This window comes from Leifsonia sp. NPDC056665, assembly GCF_042791795.1.
Classification (GTDB): domain Bacteria; phylum Actinomycetota; class Actinomycetes; order Actinomycetales; family Microbacteriaceae; genus Leifsonia.
The window spans coordinates 335655-356102 of record NZ_JBHTXK010000002.1 but is presented as its reverse complement, the minus strand read 5'-3'; the positions used below and the strand labels follow the sequence as shown (position 1 = coordinate 356102).

Below are 20448 nucleotides of genomic sequence, written 5' to 3'. Positions count from 1 at the left end.
TCGCCTTCCCCTATCGGCAGATCGGGCGGTTCCGTTAGCCCGGCGGCGCTACTCGCTCAGGGTCACTGCGTCTTGAGCTGCAGGAGCTCCTGCAGCACGTCGTCGGAGGTCGTGATCACCCGGGCGGAGGCCTGGAATGCGCGCTGCGCCACGATGAGGTTGGTGAACTCCCGCGCCAGGTCGACGTTGGAGCCTTCGATCGCCCCGCTCGTCAGTGTGCCGAGGCTGCCGCTCCCCGCCACGCCCACCTGGGGGAGCCCGGAGTTCGGGGTGGCGACGAAGTTGGAGTTGCCGGCCTTCTGCAGGCCGCCCGGGTTGGTGAAGTTGGCCAGGGCGACGCGGCCGATGGCCTGCTTCTGACCGTTGGAGAACGACCCCATGATCGTCCCGTCGCCTTCGAGAGAGAAGGACTGCAGGGAGCCGGCGGCCGTCCCGTCCTGCGAGGCGAAGTTGACGCCTCCCGAGCCCGCGAAGCCGGTGACCTTGGACATGTCGATCGTGACGCCGCCGACCGTGAGGGTCTGCCCGCTGGTCATCGCGCCGTTCGTGAACGTGATCGAACCGGTGGCGGTGGCGCCGGAGGCGTCGGTCGCGGTGACGTCCCAGCCGGCGGCGGTGCGGGTGAAGGTCGTGGTCAGGTTGCGCTGCGCCCCGGTGGCGTCGTAGACGGTCACCTGGCCGTTGAGCGTGGAGCCCGCGGCCGCGTCGTCGGCCAGGTTGCCGGACATCGTGGCGTTCGAGGTCGCGCGCGCCGCGGACAGCCCGCTCGTCGACAGCGTGAGGTTGGAGACCGGCGCGGACGAGTTGACGACGCCGTTGACGGCGGGCCAGCCCTGCACGATCGCGCCGTCCGGGCTGACCAGGTTGCCGGAGGCGTCCGTGGTGAACGCGCCGGAGCGCGTGTACTGGGTCTGGCCTCCGTTGTTGACGATGAAGAAGCCGTCGCCGTTGATCATCAGGTTGGTGCCGACGCCGGTGGTCTGCGCCGCACCCTCCGTGAAGTTGGTCGCGGTCGCCGCGACCCGCACGCCGAGGCCGACCTGGGCCGGCGACGTGCCGCCCTGGTTGCCCGTCGGCGCCGAGGCCGTCCCGATCATCTGGGAGAGGGTGTCCTCGAACTCGACGGAGGAGGACTTGTAGCCGGTGGTGTTGACGTTGGCGATGTTGTTGCCGACCACGTCGAGCATGGTCTGCTGCGCCTGGAGGCCCGAGACGCCGGAGTCGAGAGAACGGAGCATGGGAGTGTGCCTTTCGGTGGTGGGGACTAGGAGGCCGGAGTCTGCTGGACGCCGAGGATGCCGGAGAGGGGGAAGGTGCCGCCGTTGACGGACACGGTCGGGGTCGCCCCCGAGAACGAGACGCCCGTGACGATGCCCGTCTGAGGCTTGCCCGCGAGGTCGTTGTAGCTCACGGTCTTGCCGATGAGGTCGGCGGCCGCGGTCTGCATCTGCAGGTTGAGGGCGGTGTTGCTGCTGGAGCCCAGCGCGGTCATCTGCTGCATCATCCCGAGCTGCGTCGTCTGCTGGACCATCGCGGCCGAGTCCATCGGCGAGCTGGGGTCCTGGTTCTTGAGCTGCGTGACGAGCAACTGCATGAAGTCGTCGGCGGTCAGCGTCTGGTGCGGCGCCCGGGTGGGCGGCGTCGACCAGAGCGAGGTCGTCGAGGGGGTCGAGGTGGGATCGGTCGAGATGGGGGTGACCATGTGTTCTCCTTCGTGGTCAGACGACGATGTCGAGGGTTCGGGCGCCGGGGAGGGCGACGGTCGGGTTCGGGAGGTCCGGAACGACGCTCCGGGCGGCCGCTTCGGCCGGCTCTTCCGACAGGTCTGCCCGCGCGGTCGTCCCGCGCTCCTCGGCGGAGGCCCACGGCGACCGGTCGCCGCCGCCGCCCTCGGCGCCCGGCGCGTTCTGGTCGGACACGGAGACCGACGAGTTCGCGGTGGTCGCGTTGAGGTCGCGTCGCAGGTCCGTGAGGATCTGCCGGATGGCGTCGCGCCCGGCGTCGTTCGGCGCGAACAGCTCGATGTGGACTCCGGTGTCGCTGACCCGCGCGTGCACCGTGACGGGACCGAGGTCGTCGGGGGCGACCCGCACGACCACGACGTGGTCGCCGTCGGGCTGCCGCGCGAGCGTCATCACCGGCTGGGCGAGCTGCTGTTGCAGTGGCGGCGCCGGGGTCGGCGCGGTGGAGGCGGCGGCTGGGGCAGCCGAGGCGAGCGCGGCCGCGAAAGTCGGGGCCTGTGCAGGCACGGGGGTCGCCGCGGCGGGTGCCGTCGGCTGCGCGTCGCCTGCGATCGGCGTCGACGGTGCGGACGGTGCCTTGGAGGCCGGGCGGGCGGGCGCGGCGACCGGAGTGCGCACGAAGGGCTGTGCAGCGGCGGCAGGACCGGCCGTCACGATCGGCTGGGCACTCGCCTCCTGGACGGGGGCGGGAGCGGGCGCGGTCACCGGCGGCGCCGACGCGGGCGCGCCGGGAGCGGACGACGCTGGGGTCTGCACCGGAGGCGCGGGCGTCGGCGTCGCGGGAAGGACCGGCGCGGCGGCGAGCGCTTGCTGCACCGCGAGCTGACCGGCTGCGAACACATCGGCGACCGCAGGGGAGGGGGCATCATGGTGCTGATCCGCGTCGGCCGATCGCGTGGACCCGCTCTTGCCGTGGGGCCCCTCGTCCGGAGCCGACGGGGAGGTCGTCGTCGCGGCGTCCGCGAGCGGCGCCGGGGCGGGTGTCGCCAGACCGAGGAACGGGGCAGGAGTCGGCGCGGGCGGCGCGGTCTGCGGTGTCGTCGGCGCGGGCGCTGCGGCGTCGGCGGACGCCGCCGGGTCGGCCGGAGCCGCCGGAGGCGTCGGCGCTGCGGCGTCGCCGGCCAGCGCGGAGAGGAGGGCGGTTCCGAACGCGGTCCCACTGCCGTTCGACGAGGCATCGGACGGCGAGGCGGGCGCGAGCAGGGCCGCGGCGCCCGCGAACCCCGTGACGACGGCGCTCACGAGTTCGTCCCCGAGCTCTGACCGAGAAGCGCCGCCAGTGCGCTGCCGCCCCCGGACCCCAGGAGGCCGGAGAGCGACGACCCACCGCTGGATCCGAGCAGCCCGAGCAGCGACGACCCTCCGTTCGACCCGAGCAACCCGGCCAACGACGCCCCTCCGCTCGACCCGAGCAGTGTCGCCAGGGACGACGTGCCTCCCGAGCCCAGCAGCCCCGCCAGCGACGACGTGCCTCCGGTGCCGAGCAACGCCGCCAGTGCCGAGGCCGACGCCGTGCCGGAGGCCGCCGGTGCCGCCGCAGTCGCGGTCGGCACGATTCGGCGGATGGTCACCACGTTCGAGGGCGAGATCCAGTTGTCCATCTCTTCGACCGAGCCGCCCGGCTTGGGCGCCTGGATGATCTTCCCGTTCCCGGCGTAGATGACGATGTGCTCGCCGCCGTTGCAGACGATGAGGTCGCCCGGCTGCGCGTCCGCCAGCGACGGCACGCTCTGCCCGATCGTCCCCTGGCCGGAGACCAGCCGCGGCAGCGAGATGCCCATGTCCCCGTAGACGCGCTGCACGAGGCCAGAGCAGTCCAGGCCCGCGCTCGTCGTACCGCCGAAGACGTACGGGACGCCGATGTACTTGCGGGCGTCGGCCACGATGTCCGCGCCGGTGGTCCCGTTGTTCGCCTGCTGGCCGGCCGCCGGGGTGACCTGCGCGCCGGTCGTGCCGGTCGCCGCGGCCAGGCTCGTCGCGAATGCGGACGCGCTGGTCGTCTGCGCCGCCTGGGTCTGCGTCGGCTGGCCACCGGCGAGCTGGACCATCTGGGACTCGATCTGCTGGATGCGGCCCACGGCCTCCGTGATGCTCATACGGCGTCTCTCCTGCTCTCGCGCCAGCCCTGGATGGCGACCTCGTCGAGCGCCGACTGCTCCTCGCGCAGCTCGCGGGCGACCTCGGCCTCGGTGTGCCGCCGGCGGAGCTTCTCGAGCGAGACGGCGGACGCACGCGCGGCGCCGTGCGCCGATCGGGCATCCCCGGCCTCCCGGGAGGCGAGCTCGTGCAGCGCGGACAGCTCGCCGAGCAGCACCTGTGCGCTCGACCGGGCCGCGACCACGGCCGAGAGGGTCGCGGAGTCGACGGCGTCCGAGCGGACCCCCGCCAGCGACGCGCGCGTCCTGGCTCCGCGGGCGCGGACCGCGTCCACCGCCCGGTTCGCGTCGGCGAGCTCCGCCGCCGCCCGCTGCTCCTCCAGGTCGCGCACGCGCAGGAGGCCGGCCAATCCGAAACGCTTCATGCTGCAGCTCCGAACGCTCGAGTCAGCTCGCGGAGCGAATCCCACGCCCCGTCCGCGGTGGACCGCTGATCCATGCCCTGCCGGAGGAAGCCGTCGATGGCCTCCTCGAACCGCACGGCGGCGTCCACCCGGGCGTTGGCCCCCGGCTTGTACGCGCCGACGTCGAGCAGGTCCTGAGCGCTCCGGCGCGCGGACAGCACCGAACGGAGCGCCGTCGCGTCGGCCAGCCGATCCTGCGGGGTGATCTTGGAGGCGAGCCGGGAGATTGAGCCCAGCACGTCGATCGAGGGGAAGTGGCCCGTGATCGCGAGCGCGCGGTCGAGGACGACGTGCCCGTCGAGGATCGACCGCGCAGCGTCGGCGATCGGCTCGTTGTGGTCGTCGCCGTCGACCAGGACGGTGTAGAGCCCGGTGATCGATCCGGTGGCCGCGGCGCCGGCGCGCTCCAGGAGCGACGCCAGCGTGGAGAAGGTCGACGGCGGGTAGCCGCGGGTCGCCGGCGGCTCCCCCGCCGACAGGCCGATCTCGCGCTGCGCCATCGCCACGCGGGTCAGCGAGTCCATCATCAGCACGACGTGCTGGCCGCGGTCGCGGTGCCACTCCGCGATCCGGGTGGCGACGAGGGAGGCCCGCAGCCGCATCAGCGCGGGCTCGTCGGAGGTGGAGACGACGACGATCGAGCGGGCCAGCCCCTCGGCGCCGAGGTCGTCCTCGATGAACTCCCGCACCTCGCGGCCGCGCTCGCCGATCAGGGCGATCACCGACACCTCGGCGTCGGTCCCGCGGGCGATCATCGACAGCAGCGACGACTTGCCGACGCCCGAGCCGGCGAAGAGGCCCAGCCGCTGCCCGCGGCCGGTGGACACCAGGGTGTCGAGGGCGCGCACCCCGAGCTGCAGGGGCGACGTGATCCGCGCGCGCTCCAGCGGGCCGGGCGCAGTCTTGGCCAGGCCGACGTGCTGCGTCGGCGGGAGCGGCCCCTTGCCGTCGATGGGACGGCCGAGGCCGTCGATGACCCGGCCGAGCAGCGCGTCGCCCACGGGGACGGCGGGAGCCGCCGGAGCGGAGTGCACGGGCGTGCCGATGGGGTGGGCCGCCGAGCCGGACAGCACCATGCAGGTGAGCAGGCCCGGTCGCACGGCGACGACCTGGGCCGCGGTGTCCACGCCGGGCTCGCCGATCGCCACGAGGTCGCCGACCGCGCCCTCCAGCCCGGCCACCTCGATGCCCAGGCCGACGACGGAGGCCACGCGGCCGATCCGCTCCGGCGCCGCGGACCGGACGGCGACCGCCAACCGGGCGCCTCCCGGCGCGTACCCGCTCATGCGCGGTCTCCCGTCAGGACGGTGCGCGCCCGCGCGAGCCCCGCCTCGATCCGGGCGTCCAGCCAGCCGTCACGCAGAACCGCGATGGCGTCGCTCGGCGCGATGGACGGATCGGGCACGATCTCTGGGAAGGCGCCGGTCTCCTGCGCGACCGCGCGGGCGTCGTCCGGGTGCATCCGCACCGAGACCAGCTCTCCGGCCGGCGTGGCGGCGATGACGCGGCGCAGCGTGTCGGCCGCGTCGACATGCCCGTCGGCCACCTCGCGCTGGAGCACGGCCTCGGCGAGCGCGAGCGCCGCCTCCACTAGGGCGTCGTCGGCGGTGGCGACGACAGGGACGGCGAGCGCGCGCACCCCCTCGGCGGCTGCGGCGAGCGCCGCAAGGGCGCGCCGGGTCGCTGCGGCGGACTCCGCCTCCGCCGCCTGCCAGTGCTGGAGCCGGGCGCGCTCGGCCGCCTCGTGCTCGGCCTCCGCGCGGCGCAGTCCCTCGCTGTAGCCGGCCGCGAACCCGCGGGCCCGCGCGCTGGAGGCGCCCCCGGCGTCGGCCGCGACGACCGTGCCGGACGAGCCGACCTCGGGATACCGCACAGGGGCGAACGCGCTATTCGACATATTCGTCCTCGTCCGAGCGGTGCACCGTGATCGTGCCCTCCGCTTCGAGGTCGCGGATCGCGCGGACGATCTCCGCCCTGGCCTCCTCGACGCGGGAGAGCCGGATCGAGCCGAGCACCGACGACTCCTCGTCGAGCACCTCGAGGTTGCGCTCGGAGAGGTTGGCGCGGATGACGTCCCTGGTCGCCTCCGGGGAGCCCTTCATCGCGATGGCCAGCATCGAGACGTCGATGCCGCGGAGCACCTGCTGGACGTCGCGCGGCTCCAGCTTCACGATGTCGGCGAAGGTCAGCATCCGCGAGCGCACCTCGGCGGCGAGCTCGGGATCGCGCTGGTCCAGCTCGTCCAGCAGCGCGCGCTCGTTGGCGACGCTGGACCGGTTGATGATGTCCACCAGGGGCTGCACTCCGCCGACGGCGTCCTGCTGGTCCTTGGTCTTGACGACCGATCCGGCGCGGCTGCGCAGCGTGTCGGCGACGGTGCGGGCCACCTCGGGGCTCACGCTGCCCATCGTCGCGATGCAGTGCGCGACGTCGGTGCGGATCTCGGGCTTGAGCGCCGCGAGGACCCGCGAGGCCTGGTCGGCCCGCAGGTGGGCCAGCACGGTGGCCATCGTCTGCGACAGCTCGCCGTCGAGCAGCAGTGCGACCTGCGTGGGGTCGGCGGTGTCCAGGAACTCGAAGGCGCGCCCGGCGAGCGAGGACGCCACGCGGGACATCACTCCGGCGGCCCGCTCGGTGCCGAACGAGGCCTCCAGCAGCCCGATGGCCGCGCTCCGGCCCCCGCTGACCCGCGCCGCCGGCTGGAGGGCGAGCTCGTGGAACTCCACCAGCGCCGCCTCGGCCTGTTGCCGGTCGACGCGCTTGAGCGCGACGATCTCGGCCGCGATCTCCTCGGACTCCGACTCGCTGAACTGCTGCATGACGCGCGCGGCGGCCGCCTGATCCAGGTTCATCAGGATCAGGGCGGCCTTCTGCGCGCCCGTCAGCGGAGCGGCGGCCTTGGTGTCGGTCACGGCGTCGTCTCCTTCTCACCCATCAGGCTGAGCAGGAAGTCGGCCGCCCGGCGCGGGTCGTCCACGGCGAGCTGCTCGATCTCGGCCCTGCGCTGCTCCGACTCGATCGAGAGCGGGGTCGGCGGAGGGGTCTTCAGCGGCGCGGTCGGAGCGGTGACCTGCGTGAAGGCGAGCGTCGGCGCGGCCAGCTCGTCGTAGCGGTCGTCGCCGTCGACCTCCGCGTTGCGGCGACGGCGACGGAAGACGATGAGAGCGATGATCATCGCGACCACGATGCCCGCGGCGATCAGGCCGGTGCGGACCCAGGAGTCGAGCTGCGCCTGCTGGGTCTGCGCCGCGGCCTGCGCGAGCGCCTGCTTCGCGGCCTGAGCGTTCGCCTGCGAGAAGTTGACGAGCTGCACGCCCACCGCGTCGCCGCGCGTCGTGTCGACGCCGGAGGCGTTGGCCACCATCGTCTGGAGCTGGCCCGTGCTCACCCCGGCCTTGCTCGCCGCCGCGCTGTCGACCGCGACGGACACCGTCTGACGCTGGACTCCGCCCGCCGGGATCTGCTGGGTGACGCTGGTCTTGTTCAGCGCGTTGTCGCTCGTCGTGTTGTCGGAGCTGTAGCTGCCATTGCCCCCGCTGTTCGCAGCGGTGTTGGAGACGCCGTTCGTGGTGGAGCTGGTGCCGAGCACGCCGGACTGCGCCGCAGCGCCGGTGCCGGTGTAGGTCTCCTTCTGCGACGACGAACTGGTCTGCGGCGCCCCGGTCGGGATGCTGTAGCTGTCGGTCGTCTTGGTGGACGTCGAGTTGTCCATCACCGCGCTCACGACGACCGTGGAGTTGCCCGAGCCGAGCACCTTGTCGAGCATCGACTGCACGCTGGACTGCACGGCGCTGTCGTAGGCCTTCGCCTGGTCGCCGGTCGAGCCTGCGGTGGCCCCGCCGGTGGCCGAGAGCACGTTGCCCGCGGCGTCGATGACGGAGACGTCGGTGGGCTTCATGCCAACGGTCGACGACGAGACGAGGTGGACGATGGCCTGCACCTGTGCCGGCGTCAGCGTGGTGCCGGCGCTCTCGTCGACGAAGACGCTGGCGGTCGGGTCCTGCGCCTGGTCGGTGAACACCGTCGGCTGCGGGATCGCCAGCTTGACCGAGGCGGTCTTGACCCCCTGCATCGCGTCGATCGTGCTGGCGAGCTCGCCCTCCATCGCGCGCTTGTAGGTGACGTCCTGCTGGAACTCGGAGGTCGTGACGCCCATGTTGTCGAGCAGGGAGTAGCCCTGGTTGCTGCTCGCCGGGAGGTTGGCCGCTGCCGCCTTCAGCCGCTCCTGGTAGACCTGCGCCTGCGGGACGAGGATCGTGGCCCCGCCGTCGGTGAGCTGGTACGGCACGTTGTCGGTGTGGAGCTGGGTGGTGATGGCCGAGGCGTCGGAGGCGGAGATCCCGCTGAACAGCGGCACGTACTGCGGCTGGCTCAGCCAGAGCGAGAGGCCGGTCACGCCCAGGGCGAGCACGAGCAGCGCGAGGACCGAGACGGTCTTCTGCGCGAAGCTGAAGCCGGCGATCGTAGCGCCGATGCGCTTGAGGACCGCCTGGAGCCGGGCCGGCACCTAGCCCCCCATCCGCATGATGGTGTTGAAAGCGTCCACAGCCTGGTTGCGCAGCGTCGCCATGAGCTGCACGGTCGTCTGCGCGCGGGCCGCGGCGACGGTCGCGTCCTGGATGTCGTTGAGGTTGCCGGTGACCGCCTTCACGTTGGCGGCGTCGGACGTGCTCTGCAGCTGCTGGAGGTTGTCCACCGCTCCCGTGAGGGCGGCGCCGAAGCCGCCGGCGCCCGCTCCGGAGGACGGGGCGGTGACGGCCGGAGCCGCCTGCTGCACGTTTCCGAGCGAGAGTGCTCCGATGGCCGGGATGCTCATCACTTGGCTCCGATCTGCAGTGCCGACTGGTACATGTCCTTCGCGGCGGTCACCGCGTTCGAGTTCGCCTGGTACGCGCGCTGCGCCTCGATCAGGTCGGTCATCTGGCTCGCCATGTCGATGGTCGTCTGCTTCACGTAGCCCTGCGCGTTCGCATTCGGGTCGCCGGGGGAGTACACGAGCTGGCCCGCGGCCGAGCCGTAGACGATGCCGCCGATCGAGACCCCGTTCATGCCGGGGTTGGCCTGCGCCTGGACGTAGCGCTCCTGGAAGGCGGGGTTGTTCGGGGAGGTGGTGTCGTTGATGTTCGCGAGGTTGTCGCTGATCGAGTCCAGCCAGGTCTGGTTGAGCGTCATACCCGTGCCGGAGATGCCGATGGCGTCGTAGCTCATGGTCAGTTCACCGTCGCAGCGGCTCGGATCTCACTGAACTGCTGGGACATCGCCTGCGAGGCCGCCTGGAACTTGAGCCCGTTGGTGACCTGGGCGAGCGTCTCCTGCTCCAGCGAGACGTTGTTGCCGTTCAGGCGGGTCGGGTCCATGCTCGTCGTCGGCGCGATGGCGGAGGCCGGCAGTGCACCGCTGTGCGCCGCCACCGACTTCTCGAGGGCCGACGCGAAGTCGACGACCTGGGCGTGGTAGCCGGGCGTATTGATGTTCGCGATGTTGTTGGAGATCGCGGTCTGCGCCGCGGCATAGCCGTCGAGGGCGGCGGACATCGCGTTCATCGTCACGGATTCGAGCAAGGCTCACCTCATGAATGGTGGTATTCCAGGGGAGGAGGCCGATCCGTGGCCCGCAGTGAGCTATCCGTGCTCGTAGTGGCCTATCGGCAGGAACGGCTCACGCGTTAGCGTCCTCAGCCGATCAGATCGAGGTAGACCGGAGGTTCTGCGTCCGGGCGCGGCGTCTGCACGCTGCCCAGCGACTCCAGCTCGGCGCGGATCCGCTCCTGCTGGTCGCGCAGCCCGTCGATCGCGCGCTGCTGCGCGGCCTGCACTTCACGGGCGCGCTCGGCGAGCTCCTCCGGCAGCGCGGGCAGCGGCGCTCCGGGACGCCAGGCGCCGAGTCCCGCCGGGCCGGCCGCCTGTGCGCGCGCCTCCAGCTCGTCGAGGGCCTCGGCCCACGCGCTGTCGGCCGCGGCGCCGTCCAGGAGCTCAGGCAATCGCCACGACCTCGCTGTTGTCGTCAGCGCCGTCGACCTCCCACGAGGTCCCCGCCGACAGCGAGTCCGCCGCCTGGTGCCAGGCCTGGCGCAGCGGCTCCAGCAGCGCGATCGCCTCGATGACCAGGGCGACATCCCGGGTCACGCGGCAGTGGATGAGCGCGTTCGAGACGTAGATGTAGAGGCCCAGGAGGCTCTCCGCCGCGTTCCAGACGTCCACGCGCAGCGAGCCCGCCAGCGCGGTGAGGATGTCGACCGCGTGGGTGAGCCGGTAGTCGGCGACCGCGAGGTCGCCGGCGTCGAGCGCGTCCTTCGCGCAGTTCAGGTCGAGCAACAGCCGGTCGTACAGCATGGTGAGCAGCCGCGACGGCGACGCGGAGAGGATGGCGTTGTCGCGGTAGGTCTGCGCCGCAGATGGCATGTCGATCCTTGTGCTTTCTCTGGGGGCCGCGTCAGTTCGACGACGAGGGGTTCATCGCGTTGATCTGCTGGGTCAGGTAGTTCTGCTCGTTCTGGAGCTGGCCGAGCGTCGTCACGAGGGCCGTGTACTGCGCGGTCAGCAGCTTGCGCTTGGCCGCGAGCATCGTCGTCCAGTTGCTCACGCCCGACTGGTCGTTGGAGATCTGGGTCTGCTGCGACGTGATCGAGGCCGTCACGGTGCCGGTCACCGGGTCGGAGGCCGTGGCGCTGACGGCCTGCACGCGCGAGGCGATCGTCTGCACGGCGGCGATGGTCCCCGCGGGGTCGCTCGCGAGGGCGGCCTGGAACTTCGCGCTGTCGAACTTGATCGACCCGTCCGACTGGATCGCGATGCCGTAGGTGGCGGGGGAGACGGTGCCGCCGGGCCCGACCGGGGCGGACACCGCCGACTGCAGGTTGCGATAGACGCCCTGGATGAGCAGGCTGCCCGTGAACGTCCCGGCGGTGGTCGTGCTGGAGCCGTCCGTGTTCTGCGTCGTCGAGACGGCGGACTGCTGCGTGATGTACGAGAGCAGCGTGTTCACGCCGGAGACCAGGGAGGACGCGGTCGAGGTGATGCTGGCGCTGTCCATCGTGGACGTGAGCGTCACCGGCGCGGCGGTGGGCTTCGCGACCGTGACCGTGACGCCCTGGACGAGGTTCGCGAAGGTGTCGGTGGACGACGAGACCGTCTGCGCCGCCGCGGTGCCCGGCCAGAGGGTGACCGTCGCGTCCTGCGCGGCGGTGACGGTGGCGGCGCCGGTCTGGGTGAGGAGGTCCGTGGCGGTGCCGGCCGAGTAGGCGGCGCTGGTGCCCGCGTAGATCTGGAACGCCGACGCTGCGCCGGTCTGCGTCGAGGTGAGCTGGAGCCGGTACTGCGGGTTGCCGGAGGCGTCTGTGCCCGAGGCGACCTGCGCGGCGGTGACGCCGGCGCCGGCGGCGTTGATGGCGGAGACCACGTCGGAGATGCTCGAGGACGCGGCCGTGATGTCGTGCGCCGCGCCGGTCGAGTCGACGATCGTGATGGCGCCGCTCGCGTCCGGCCAGGTCGTCATGACACCGGTGACGGACACCTGCGCCTGCGCTACCTGGTTCACCTGCAGTGAGAAGGAGGTCGGCGACGCGGCGGTGGTCGCGGTCGCCGTGACGGACGAGTCCGTGCTCGCGACGGTGAGGAGGTTGAGGCCGTTCGTGGCCGCTGCTCCCGTCGCGCTCGTCTGGAGCGCCTGAAGCGTCACGTTGAGGTTCTGGAACGCCGAGAGGGCGGTCTGCTCCGTCTTGACCTTGGCCTGGAGCTGGGTCTGCGGGATGGACTCCGCGGTCATCAGCGCGTTCACGATGGCCGTCGGGTCGAGGTTGTTGACCAGGTTGGAGACCGTGACCTGGCCGTTGCTGCCCACGGTGAGGGAGGGCAGGGAGATGGTTCCGACTGAGCTCATCCGAGTTCCTCCGATCCGCGATCAGGTTGAAGGGGTGCGGGCGGCGACTGAACCCGAATCAGTCGCCGCCCGCCTGAGGGTGTCAGCCCTGGAGCAGCTTGAGGATGAGCTGGCTCTGCTGGTTGGCCTGCGAGAGCATCGCGGTGCCGGCCTGCATGAGCACGTTCTCCTTGCTGTACTTCGCCATCTCGGACGCCATGTCGGTGTCCGCGATCTGCGAGTTGGCGGCGGTCAGGTTCTGCGAGTTGACCGCGATGCTCTGCGCGGTCGCCGTCAGAACGTTCTGGGTCGCGCCGAGGGTGGCCTGAGCGGTCGAGACGGACTGGATCTGGCCCTGGATGTTGGTGATCGCGGCCTGCGCGCCTGCCGTGGTCGTGAAGTCCAGCGCGGACACCGCCGTGGCGATGGTGGTCACGTTGGCCGAGCTGAGGTCGAGGGTGACCTTGTCGGTGGCGTTGGAGCCGGTCTGGAAGTTCAGCGCCGCAGCGCCCGTGGCCGAGCCGTCGAGCAGCTTGACACCGTTGAAGTTCGTCGACGAGCCGATCGAGGTGAGCTGGGCGGCCAGAGCGGTGACCTGCGTCTGGATGTCCGAGCGCGATGCGGTGCTGTTCGTGTCGTTCGCGGCCTGGACGGCGAGGCTGTTGATCGTCTGCAGGATGTTGGACACCTGGGACAGCGCGCCGGAGGCGGTCTGGATCAGGTTGATGCCGCTGGCGGTGTTCTGCGCAGCCGCGTTGAGGCCGCCGATCTGCGCCTGCAGGCCCTGCGAGATCGCGAGGCCGGCCGGGTTGTCGGCAGCGGTGTTGAGCTGCGAGCCCGAGGACAGCTTGTTCATGCTGCTCTGCAGAGCGGCCTGGTTGGAGTTGAGCGCGTTCGTGACCGAGAGAGCGCTCAGGTTGGTGTTGATGGTCATAGCCATGATGTTCGATTCCTCCGTGAGAGTGTGCAGAGCCGGTCCATCCGTGGGCCGACGAATGGACCTATCGGCAGGTCGGCCACGGATGTAAGCACCCGACCGAAATGCGTTCCGTGGCCCCCGAAATGCTTACAAGCGCCCCGTTCCTGCCGATAGCGGAAGGTACGGCAGACAACGTGTGTGCCCTTTGCTATGGATGGCTGATGGGAGCGTGGAGCGCGGTGGGCGCCAACGAACTGTCGAACGAGCTCTGGCGTCAGAGGGAGCTCCTGGAGCTGCTGCTCTACAAATTCGAGGTCGAGCAGCTGCTCCTCGCCTCCGGCAAGGCGCGCTGGGTTCCGCACGCGACCCGCGAGGCGGAGGTCGTGATCGAGCGGCTGAGGACCGCAACGCTCTCGATGAGCGTCTCCGCGTCCGCCCTGGCGATCGAGTGGAGCCTCCCCGCCGACACCCGGCTGCGCGAGCTCGCGGCCGGCGCCCCGGAGGGAGCCTGGCAGGGCATCTTCGCGGCCCACCTGGAGGCGCTCGTCACCCTGACCCGGGAGATCCGGACCGTGCGCGCCGGCAACGACCGCCTGCTGCGGAACGCGCTCCGCGCCGCCCAGGACACCTTCGACGCCGTCTCGGACGGCTCGTCGGTCTACACCTCCGACGGGACGACGGACCTGCCTTCTGCACGCGCCCGCCTCGTCGACGCGACCCTGTAGGAGACGACCGTGTCCGGCAACCTTCTCGGTTCCCTCAACACCGCCTTCTCCGGCCTCGCCGCCGCTCAGGCCGGCATCGAGGTCACCGGCGACAACATCGCCAACGCGACCACCCCCGGCTACGTCCGCCAGCAGGTCGACCTGGAGGCCGTCGGCGGCCCCGCCCGGGTCGGCCCCTTCGCGCAGGCGGCCACCGCCGGCCAGGGCGTGCGCGTGGCCGGCATCGTCCAGCTCGGCTCGTCCCTGCTGGACGCCCAGGCCCGGTCCGCCGGCGCCGCCGCCGGCTACAGCGGCGCGACGGCCTCGGGGCTGAGCGCGCTGGAGTCGACGCTCGGCGAGCCCAGCGGCGACGCCATCTCCGGCTCGCTCTCGAAGTTCTGGTCGTCCTGGCAGGACGTGTCCAACCAGCCGGGCGCTGCCGCCCCGGTCGCCGCACTGCTCGGCAAGGCGGGCTCCCTGGTCGGTCAGATCGCCACCGCCTACCGCTCGGTGCAGTCGCAGTGGTCGCAGACCCAGCAGGATCTGGCCACCACGACCGCGCAGGTGAACTCCGACGCGTCCAAGGTCGCCCAGCTCAACGGGCAGATCCGCTCGTTGGCCGCGTCGGGCGGCGACGTCAACGCGCTCGTCACCCAGCGCAGCAACATCCTGACCGAGCTCGCCTCGCTCTCCGGCGCCTCCGTCGTGAACAACGCCGACCAGACCGTGACGGTGAACATCGGCGGAGCGAGCCTGGTGCAGGGCGCCGTCGCCCGGTCCCTGTCGGTCACCGGATCGACGGCTCTGGAGGGCGCCGCAGGGTCGCCGGCCGGAGTGCAGTGGACCGACGGCGCCGGCCCCGTCTCGCTCAGCTCCGGCAAGCTCGCCGGCGACCTCGCGCTCCTGGCGCCCGCCACCGCCTCCGGCAACGGCGGCGCGATTGCGGAGACCGCCGCGAAGCTCAACGGCCTCGCGACCTCCCTCGCCCAGCAGGTGAACGCCGTGAGCGTCACAGGGACGACCTCCACCGGCGCCACGAACGTCGCATTCTTCGGGATGTCGGCGACCGGCCCGGCGGCGCTCGGCCTGAGCGTGCTCGCGACCGACCCCTCCGGTGTCGCCGTTGCGGCGCCCGGCGCCGGCGCGTCCGACGGGTCGATCGCCGACGCGATCGGCCAGCTCGGCACCGGATCTGGCTCACCCGACGTCGCCTGGTCGACGGGCGTCATCGCGCTCGGCACTGCGACCAGCAACGCGACGCAGCAGTCCACGCTCGATCAGAGCGCCCAGGCCGCCGCGACAGGCGCGCAGTCCTCGCAGGAGTCGGTGAGCCTGGACGAGGAGAACATGAACCTGATCGCGTACCAGCACGCCTACCAGGGCTCTGCACGCGTCATGACCGCACTCGACTCCGTCCTCGATCAGCTCATCAACCACACCGGACTCGTCGGATTGGGATAGGCCGAACATGTCATTCCGTGTCACCGAGTCGACGCAGCTCGCGTCGGCCCAGCGCAACCTCCAGCTCAGCGCCCAACGGCTCAACCAGCTCAACGAGCAGGTCGCGAGCGGGCTCGCCATCAGCAAGACCTCCGACGACCCCGCGGGAGCCGCGACCCTGCTCGACCTGCAACGGCAGCTCGCGCAGAACACGCAGTACCAGCGGAACGCCGGAGATGGGACGGCCTGGCTCGCGACAGCGGGCACGGCCCTCACGTCGATGAACGACACCCTCAACCAGGTCCGCGACCTGACGGTGCAGGCCGCCAACACGGCCACCCAGACCCCGAGCTCGCGCACGGCCATCGCCACCCAGCTCCAGTCCCTGAGGCAGACGCTGCTGACGCTGGCGAACACGCAGTACCAGGGCAGGAGCGTCTTCGCCGGCACCTCCGACGCGGGCAGCGCGTTCAACGCCGACTACACCTTCAACGGGACGGCCGGCTCGTCGGTGAACCGGCGCGTGGGCACGGACACGACGGTCCGGGTCGACGTCGACGGGTCGTCGGTGCTCGGCGCCGGTGCGTCCTCGGTCTTCGCGCTGATCGACTCGATCGCGAGCACCGTGAGCAGCGGAGGGAACGTGGGCGGGCAGCTCACCGCGATCGACGCCGTGGCCGCCAACATCCGGGGCGCGGAGGCGACCGTCGGCAGCGCGCAGAACCAGCTCACCGGCGCGACCTCGGCGCTCACCACGCAGGCCACCACGCTGCAGACCACCCAGAACGGAATCCAGAACGTGGACGCCGCGCATGCCATCCTGGAGATGCAGACGCAGCAGGTCGCGTACCAGACCGCCCTGGCCGTCACAGCCAAAAGCATCCAGCCGACCTTGATGGACTACCTCAGATGACAGTGCAGATCAGCTTCCAGGAACCACTCGCCGGCCTCGGGTCGTTCACCGAGTACGACTTCGCGCCGCTCGACGGCGCACGCGACACCTACACGCTCCGGGCGAGCGCGCAGCCGGCGATCCGGCTGTTCCTGGTCGACGCGGCCGCCTACCTGCCGGACTTCGTGGGGGAGCTGGACCGGCCGGCCGACCGGGAGTCCGGCGTCTTCCTGGTCGTGACACCGCACGCCGACGAGGTGACGGTCAACCTCCTCGCGCCCATCCTCATCGACCCGGTCACGCGCACCGGCGAGCAGGTGATCGCCACGGACGACCTCGACCGGGTGCAGGTGCCGCTGCGCCGGACGGCCTGACAGACCCTCGGTTCGCGCCGGGACGGCAAGTATTGTGTACGCAACGCGGGCTACGGTCCGCACACCCGAGTGCGCTTCACGAATGGAACCGCTGATGACGACGAACGAGGCCAACGAGCTGACGGCACAGCTCTGGCGGCAGCGGGAGCTCCTGGAGATGCTGCTCTTCAAGTACGAGGAGGAGCGGCTGCTGCGCACGGCCGGGATGACCCGGTGGCTCGCGCACGCCTCCCGCGAGATCGACGTCGTCACCGGACGCCTCGGAAAGTCCAGCCTCTCGACCGCCGTCGCCATCTCGAGCCTTGGCGAGTCCTGGGGACTGACGCACGGCGCCCTCCTGCGCGACCTCGCCGAGGGCGCGCCGAGCCCGATGTGGGCCGAGATCTTCACCGACCACCTGCGTGCCCTGGTGGAGGTCATCACCGAGATCCGCGAGGTGCGGGCGCAGACGACCGCGACCTACCGCGCGAACGGCGAGATCGACCACACCGAGCAGAGCGCGCGCCTGATCGACACGGTCCTCTGACGATCGGTCAGGCGGTGACCCGCTGGGTGACCGCGGCCGGGTGCGCGGTGAACTCCGCGAGCTTGGCGAGGTAGGCCGACCGCTTCGTGCGGGGGTTCCTGTCGGGCAGCGGGAGCACTCCGGAGTCCCGGTCGAAGTGCAGGAGCCAGCCCTCGTGCAGCAGCTTCATCGCCTCGCTCCGCGCCAGCGACACGGCCGCGTGCGTGACGCCGAGCTCGGCGGCCACGTCCTTGACCTGCCGGTCTTCGAAGAAGAGCCGGGTGACGATCAGGTGCAACCGCTCGGGGAGCGCCTCGACGGCCGCGCGGAGGAACGTCTCGCGCTCCGACGTCTCGGCGGACTCCTCCGGGCCGAGGATCGCCGAGACCAGCTCCTCGGAGCGCTCCTCGATCGCGACCGGTCCGGTCGCGGACTCGCGGAGGGTGGCGACGACCGTCGCGCGGTCGACGCCGAGGGAGACGGCCATCTCGTCGATGGTGGGCGTCCGGCCGAGCGTCTGGTAGAGCCCGTCCCGGATCGCCAGCGTCTCCTTGATCGTCTTGCGGGTCCCGCGGGAGACCCAGTCCTGCGAGCGCAGCTCGTCCGCCAGCGCGCCGGAGATGCGGGTGCGGGCGTAGGCGCCGAACGGCACGCCGCGGTCGGGGTCGAAGGAGCGGGACGCCTGGAACAGAGCGAACTGGCCTGCGGAGGCCAGCTCATCCCTGTCGAGATGGGTGCCGCGGTTGCACAGGTCGGAGACGATGTAGCCGACGAGCGGCAGATGCTCGATGACGAGCTGATCGCGCGAGTGTGTGTTCACGTGTTCCTCTGTCGTTCGCGGTCTTAGGGCAGGACCACGGCGGGTTTCGGTGGGTGTAAATCACGCTCGGGTGCGCACTTCGCCTCCGCGCCCGATTAGGGGTAGACGCTTCGGCACTCTTGAAATTAGCGGGCTGACCTGCATCCTGTAACGACCCAAGTCGGGTGACAAATGAATGCATTGCAATCGCGGAGCCATCCGCTATGCTCCGGCCGTCAACCCGCAGCGGGCTTCGCCGGGCAGGGCGCCGCGGCCTTCATGGCGGCCGCGGCCTGGTCCTCCGACCAAGGGAGCGTCGCCACGACCTTCGCGCCCTTCTGCACCGCCGGCACCTTCGACGCGATCGACGCCAGCCGCTCGGCCAGCGCCTGCGCGAACCCCGCGCCCGGCGTCGAGTCGTTGAGCGCCACGACGACGGTCAGCCCGGACGACGGGTCGGCGTACGCCGCCGACAGGTAGCCTGGGACGGCCCCCGACGCGCCGCGGAGCGGCCCGACGACCTGCACGCCGAGCCCGTAGCCCAGCCAGGACGCGCCGGCGCCGACCGTCTTCGCCTGCGCGTCCGCCGAGCTGCTGCTCAGCAGCGAGCCGCTGGCGAGCGCCTGCGCGAACACCTTCAGGTCCGCGACGTTCGAGACCACTCCCGCCGCCGTCCAGCCCAGCGACGGCGACAGCGCGGTGATGTCCTGCGGCTTGTCGCACACGGGAGCGCCGCTGGCGTCGAGCGGCGCGACGTAACCCGCGGGATGCGGGCCGGGGACGGTGAAGACGCCGTCGTCGGGGAGGGCGCTCGCCGACATCCCGAGCCGGCCGAACACGTAGCTCTGGTAGAGCTGCTCCCAGTTGCGGCCGGCCGCGTTCTGGAGCGCCATCCCGAGCAGCAGCGCGTTCGTCTGCGACGGGCTGTACTTCTCGCCAGGGTTCCCGGTGCGCGCCATCGCGACGCCGTCGCTCACGAGCTCGAGCGGCGGCCAGTAGCGCTCCGGGTTGGCCAGGAACTCGCGGTGCAGGACCGTCGCGTAGTCGCCGAAGCCGGAGGTGTCCTGGCACAGCTCGCGCAGTGTCACCCCTCCGACGCCCACGAGACCCGGGATCCACTGGGCGACCGGGTCGTCGAGCTTCACCGTGCCCTCGTCGACCAGTTCGAGGAGCACGGTGCACGTCATCGCGGTGGTGACCTGGCCCGCGCGGAACGTCATGGCGGGAGTGACCGGCACGGACCCGCCGCGTCTCGTGGTCCCGATCGCGGTCGTCCAGCTCCCCGCCCACGGCGCCCAGACTCCGACGAGGGCGGCCGACCCTCCGGAGAGCTGGATCGCGTCCGTCACCGCCGTGGTGAGCTGCGTCACCGTGGCGGCCGGGAGGGCGCCCTGCTGCTGCGGCGGGAAGTCGGGGTTCGCGCCGGTGTTGCCGCACGCGACGAGGGTGAGGGCGAGCGTGGCGGCGGACGCCGCGAGTACCATTCTGCGGAGACTCGTCCCTCGTCCCATCGCATCCCCCCGACGCTCCTGTGGCAGCGATTGTAGCCTGCGGCGACGTCCGCGCGGAGTCCCGCGATCCCGTGTCCAATCCGATCGGCCCACTGCGCCGAATTCCTGGATGAGGCGCGCACGCCGCGCGCCGTCTTCCAAGGAGGAACGACACATGCGCACATCACCGAACCGCCTCGTCGCCACTATCTTCGGCGCCGTCTACCTGCTCGTCGGCCTGCTCGGCTTCGCCTTCACCGGCGGCGTCGGCTTCGTCGCCACCAAGGGTGGCCTGATCCTCGGCATCTTCGAGGTCAACCCGCTGCACAACATCGCCCACCTGCTCATCGGCGCGGCGCTGCTCATCGCCGGCCTCACCAGGGCAGCCGCGGCGAAGGCCGTCAACACCACCGTGGGAGCGGTCTACCTGCTCCTGGGCATCGTCGGCTTCTTCCTGGTCGGGACCGGGGCGAACATCCTCGCCCTGAACACCCCCGACCACTTCCTCCACTTGGTGAGCGCCATCGTGCTCCTCGGTGTCGGTCTCGGCGCCGAGCGGACTGTGCGCTCCTCTTCGGTCGCCGCCTGACCGACCAGGCCACGGCGCTTCCCATGAGCAGGATGAAGGGGTCAGCCCCGGTCGCCCCGGCGACCAGGGCCTTCCTCGCCGTGGCCGCGCTGGGGGCAGGGCTGCTTCACGCCGCCCTCGCCCCCAGCGCACCTCTCCCGCTGCTCGCGCTCTTCGTGGCGGTCGCCGCCGCGGAGCTGACCTGGGCAGTCCTCACGCTGGCCCGCGAGCGACCTCCCCTGTTCGGCCTGATCCCGGCACTGGCGCTGGCGCCGCTCGGGATCTGGGCCGCGCTCGCCACGGCCGGCGCCACGGCGACGTCGGGCACGGTGCTCACGCTCCCTCTCCTGCCGATGGGCGCGGCATCGCTGCTCGACGTCGCTGTTGCGGGGGTCGCCGCGGTCATCCTGCGGCGCGGCCGGCCTGTGCGGCACGCGGCCAGCGCACTGCGGTTCGTCTCGGCGCTCCTGGTCAGCGCGTGCGCGGTCTGCGCGGTGACCATTCCCGCGCTCGGGGCCACCGACGCCGGGGTCGCGGCGGTGACGGTGCACCACCACCACTGAGTGCGGGCTCTGCTCCGCTCCGGCTGCTCAGCCGC

25 protein-coding genes are annotated in these 20448 nt (G+C 71.5%); 7 read left to right on the top strand and 18 right to left on the bottom strand.

Annotated elements, in window-relative coordinates:
- Positions 1-62: 62 nt before the first annotated feature.
- The 16 genes from ACFQ9V_RS04075 to ACFQ9V_RS04000 all read right to left on the bottom strand — a co-directional run bounded on the left by ACFQ9V_RS04075 (position 63) and on the right by ACFQ9V_RS04000 (position 13093).
- On the bottom strand, positions 63-1238 hold the full coding sequence (locus ACFQ9V_RS04075; RefSeq protein WP_382457883.1) for a flagellar hook protein FlgE: 1176 nt from the start codon (positions 1236-1238) through the stop codon (positions 63-65).
- A gap of 26 nt (positions 1239-1264) precedes the next feature.
- Positions 1265-1702 carry a flagellar hook capping FlgD N-terminal domain-containing protein gene (locus ACFQ9V_RS04070; protein WP_382457882.1) on the bottom strand — a complete coding sequence of 146 codons (438 nt, stop codon included), beginning with the start codon at positions 1700-1702 and terminating at the stop codon, positions 1265-1267.
- Positions 1703-1718: 16 nt separating this feature from the next.
- A complete protein-coding gene (locus ACFQ9V_RS04065) occupies positions 1719-2984 on the bottom strand; it encodes a flagellar hook-length control protein FliK (protein ID WP_382457881.1) in 1266 nt (421 codons plus the stop codon).
- Complete coding sequence (locus ACFQ9V_RS04060) at positions 2981-3838, bottom strand: C40 family peptidase (protein ID WP_382457880.1); 858 nt, start codon at positions 3836-3838, stop codon at positions 2981-2983. Before ACFQ9V_RS04060 ends, ACFQ9V_RS04065 begins: the two co-directional genes overlap by 4 nt.
- On the bottom strand, positions 3835-4263 hold the full coding sequence (locus ACFQ9V_RS04055; protein WP_382457879.1) for a flagellar export protein FliJ: 429 nt from the start codon (positions 4261-4263) through the stop codon (positions 3835-3837). Before ACFQ9V_RS04055 ends, ACFQ9V_RS04060 begins: the two co-directional genes overlap by 4 nt.
- Positions 4260-5588, bottom strand: a complete 1329-nt coding sequence (locus tag ACFQ9V_RS04050) for a FliI/YscN family ATPase (RefSeq protein WP_382457878.1) — start codon at positions 5586-5588, stop codon at positions 4260-4262. The genes ACFQ9V_RS04055 and ACFQ9V_RS04050 overlap by 4 nt, the downstream gene beginning before the upstream one ends.
- Positions 5585-6199, bottom strand: a complete 615-nt coding sequence (locus tag ACFQ9V_RS04045) for a FliH/SctL family protein (protein ID WP_382457877.1) — start codon at positions 6197-6199, stop codon at positions 5585-5587. Before ACFQ9V_RS04045 ends, ACFQ9V_RS04050 begins: the two co-directional genes overlap by 4 nt.
- Positions 6189-7214, bottom strand: coding sequence for a flagellar motor switch protein FliG (fliG, locus tag ACFQ9V_RS04040; RefSeq protein WP_382457876.1), 1026 nt, complete (start codon positions 7212-7214; stop codon positions 6189-6191). The genes ACFQ9V_RS04045 and fliG overlap by 11 nt, the downstream gene beginning before the upstream one ends.
- Entirely contained in the window at positions 7211-8809 is a 1599-nt protein-coding gene (gene fliF / locus ACFQ9V_RS04035) for a flagellar basal-body MS-ring/collar protein FliF (protein ID WP_382457875.1), read from the bottom strand. Before fliF ends, fliG begins: the two co-directional genes overlap by 4 nt.
- On the bottom strand, positions 8810-9118 hold the full coding sequence (locus tag ACFQ9V_RS04030) for a flagellar hook-basal body complex protein FliE (protein ID WP_382457874.1): 309 nt from the start codon (positions 9116-9118) through the stop codon (positions 8810-8812).
- Positions 9118-9510, bottom strand: coding sequence for a flagellar basal body rod protein FlgC (locus ACFQ9V_RS04025; RefSeq protein ID WP_382457873.1), 393 nt, complete (start codon positions 9508-9510; stop codon positions 9118-9120). The genes ACFQ9V_RS04030 and ACFQ9V_RS04025 overlap by 1 nt, the downstream gene beginning before the upstream one ends.
- Before the next feature lie 2 nt (positions 9511-9512).
- Positions 9513-9845, bottom strand: coding sequence for a flagellar basal body rod protein FlgB (gene flgB, locus ACFQ9V_RS04020; RefSeq protein WP_382457872.1), 333 nt, complete (start codon positions 9843-9845; stop codon positions 9513-9515).
- A gap of 131 nt (positions 9846-9976) precedes the next feature.
- A complete protein-coding gene (locus ACFQ9V_RS04015) occupies positions 9977-10282 on the bottom strand; it encodes a hypothetical protein (RefSeq protein ID WP_382457871.1) in 306 nt (101 codons plus the stop codon).
- Complete coding sequence (gene fliS, locus ACFQ9V_RS04010) at positions 10275-10703, bottom strand: flagellar export chaperone FliS (protein WP_370055349.1); 429 nt, start codon at positions 10701-10703, stop codon at positions 10275-10277. Before fliS ends, ACFQ9V_RS04015 begins: the two co-directional genes overlap by 8 nt.
- A 31-nt stretch (positions 10704-10734) precedes the next feature.
- Positions 10735-12180: a flagellar filament capping protein FliD gene (gene fliD / locus ACFQ9V_RS04005; RefSeq protein ID WP_382457870.1), complete on the bottom strand. Its 1446-nt coding sequence runs from the start codon at positions 12178-12180 to the stop codon at positions 10735-10737.
- 82 nt (positions 12181-12262) lie between these two features.
- Positions 12263-13093 carry a flagellin gene (locus tag ACFQ9V_RS04000; RefSeq protein ID WP_382457869.1) on the bottom strand — a complete coding sequence of 277 codons (831 nt, stop codon included), beginning with the start codon at positions 13091-13093 and terminating at the stop codon, positions 12263-12265.
- Between the two features lie 206 nt (positions 13094-13299).
- Between ACFQ9V_RS04000 and flgN the strand changes: the two genes are divergently transcribed.
- The 5 genes from flgN (at position 13300) to ACFQ9V_RS03975 (ending at position 17014) form a co-directional block, all read left to right on the top strand.
- On the top strand, positions 13300-13803 hold the full coding sequence (gene flgN / locus ACFQ9V_RS03995; protein ID WP_382457868.1) for a flagellar export chaperone FlgN: 504 nt from the start codon (positions 13300-13302) through the stop codon (positions 13801-13803).
- Positions 13804-13812: 9 nt separating this feature from the next.
- Positions 13813-15243 carry a flagellar hook-associated protein FlgK gene (gene flgK, locus ACFQ9V_RS03990; RefSeq protein WP_382457867.1) on the top strand — a complete coding sequence of 477 codons (1431 nt, stop codon included), beginning with the start codon at positions 13813-13815 and terminating at the stop codon, positions 15241-15243.
- 7 nt (positions 15244-15250) lie between these two features.
- Positions 15251-16135 (top strand): flagellar hook-associated protein FlgL, encoded by an 885-nt coding sequence (gene flgL / locus ACFQ9V_RS03985; RefSeq protein WP_382457866.1) that lies wholly within the window; start codon positions 15251-15253, stop codon positions 16133-16135.
- A complete protein-coding gene (locus ACFQ9V_RS03980; protein ID WP_382457865.1) occupies positions 16132-16488 on the top strand; it encodes a flagellar assembly protein FliW in 357 nt (118 codons plus the stop codon). The genes flgL and ACFQ9V_RS03980 overlap by 4 nt, the downstream gene beginning before the upstream one ends.
- A gap of 94 nt (positions 16489-16582) precedes the next feature.
- Entirely contained in the window at positions 16583-17014 is a 432-nt protein-coding gene (locus ACFQ9V_RS03975) for a flagellar protein FlgN (RefSeq protein WP_382457864.1), read from the top strand.
- A gap of 7 nt (positions 17015-17021) precedes the next feature.
- Here ACFQ9V_RS03975 and ACFQ9V_RS03970 read toward each other — a convergent pair whose 3' ends face one another.
- Positions 17022-17813, bottom strand: a complete 792-nt coding sequence (locus ACFQ9V_RS03970; protein WP_382457863.1) for a sigma-70 family RNA polymerase sigma factor — start codon at positions 17811-17813, stop codon at positions 17022-17024.
- 215 nt (positions 17814-18028) lie between these two features.
- Entirely contained in the window at positions 18029-19276 is a 1248-nt protein-coding gene (locus ACFQ9V_RS03965) for a serine hydrolase domain-containing protein (RefSeq protein WP_382457862.1), read from the bottom strand.
- A gap of 181 nt (positions 19277-19457) precedes the next feature.
- On the opposite strand from ACFQ9V_RS03965, the gene ACFQ9V_RS03960 reads away from it, so the two are divergent.
- Together ACFQ9V_RS03960 and ACFQ9V_RS03955 are read left to right on the top strand one after the other, a co-directional pair.
- Entirely contained in the window at positions 19458-19871 is a 414-nt protein-coding gene (locus ACFQ9V_RS03960; protein ID WP_382457861.1) for a DUF4383 domain-containing protein, read from the top strand.
- 32 nt (positions 19872-19903) lie between these two features.
- On the top strand, positions 19904-20413 hold the full coding sequence (locus ACFQ9V_RS03955) for a hypothetical protein (RefSeq protein WP_382457860.1): 510 nt from the start codon (positions 19904-19906) through the stop codon (positions 20411-20413).
- The last annotated feature ends 35 nt before the right edge of the window (positions 20414-20448 follow it).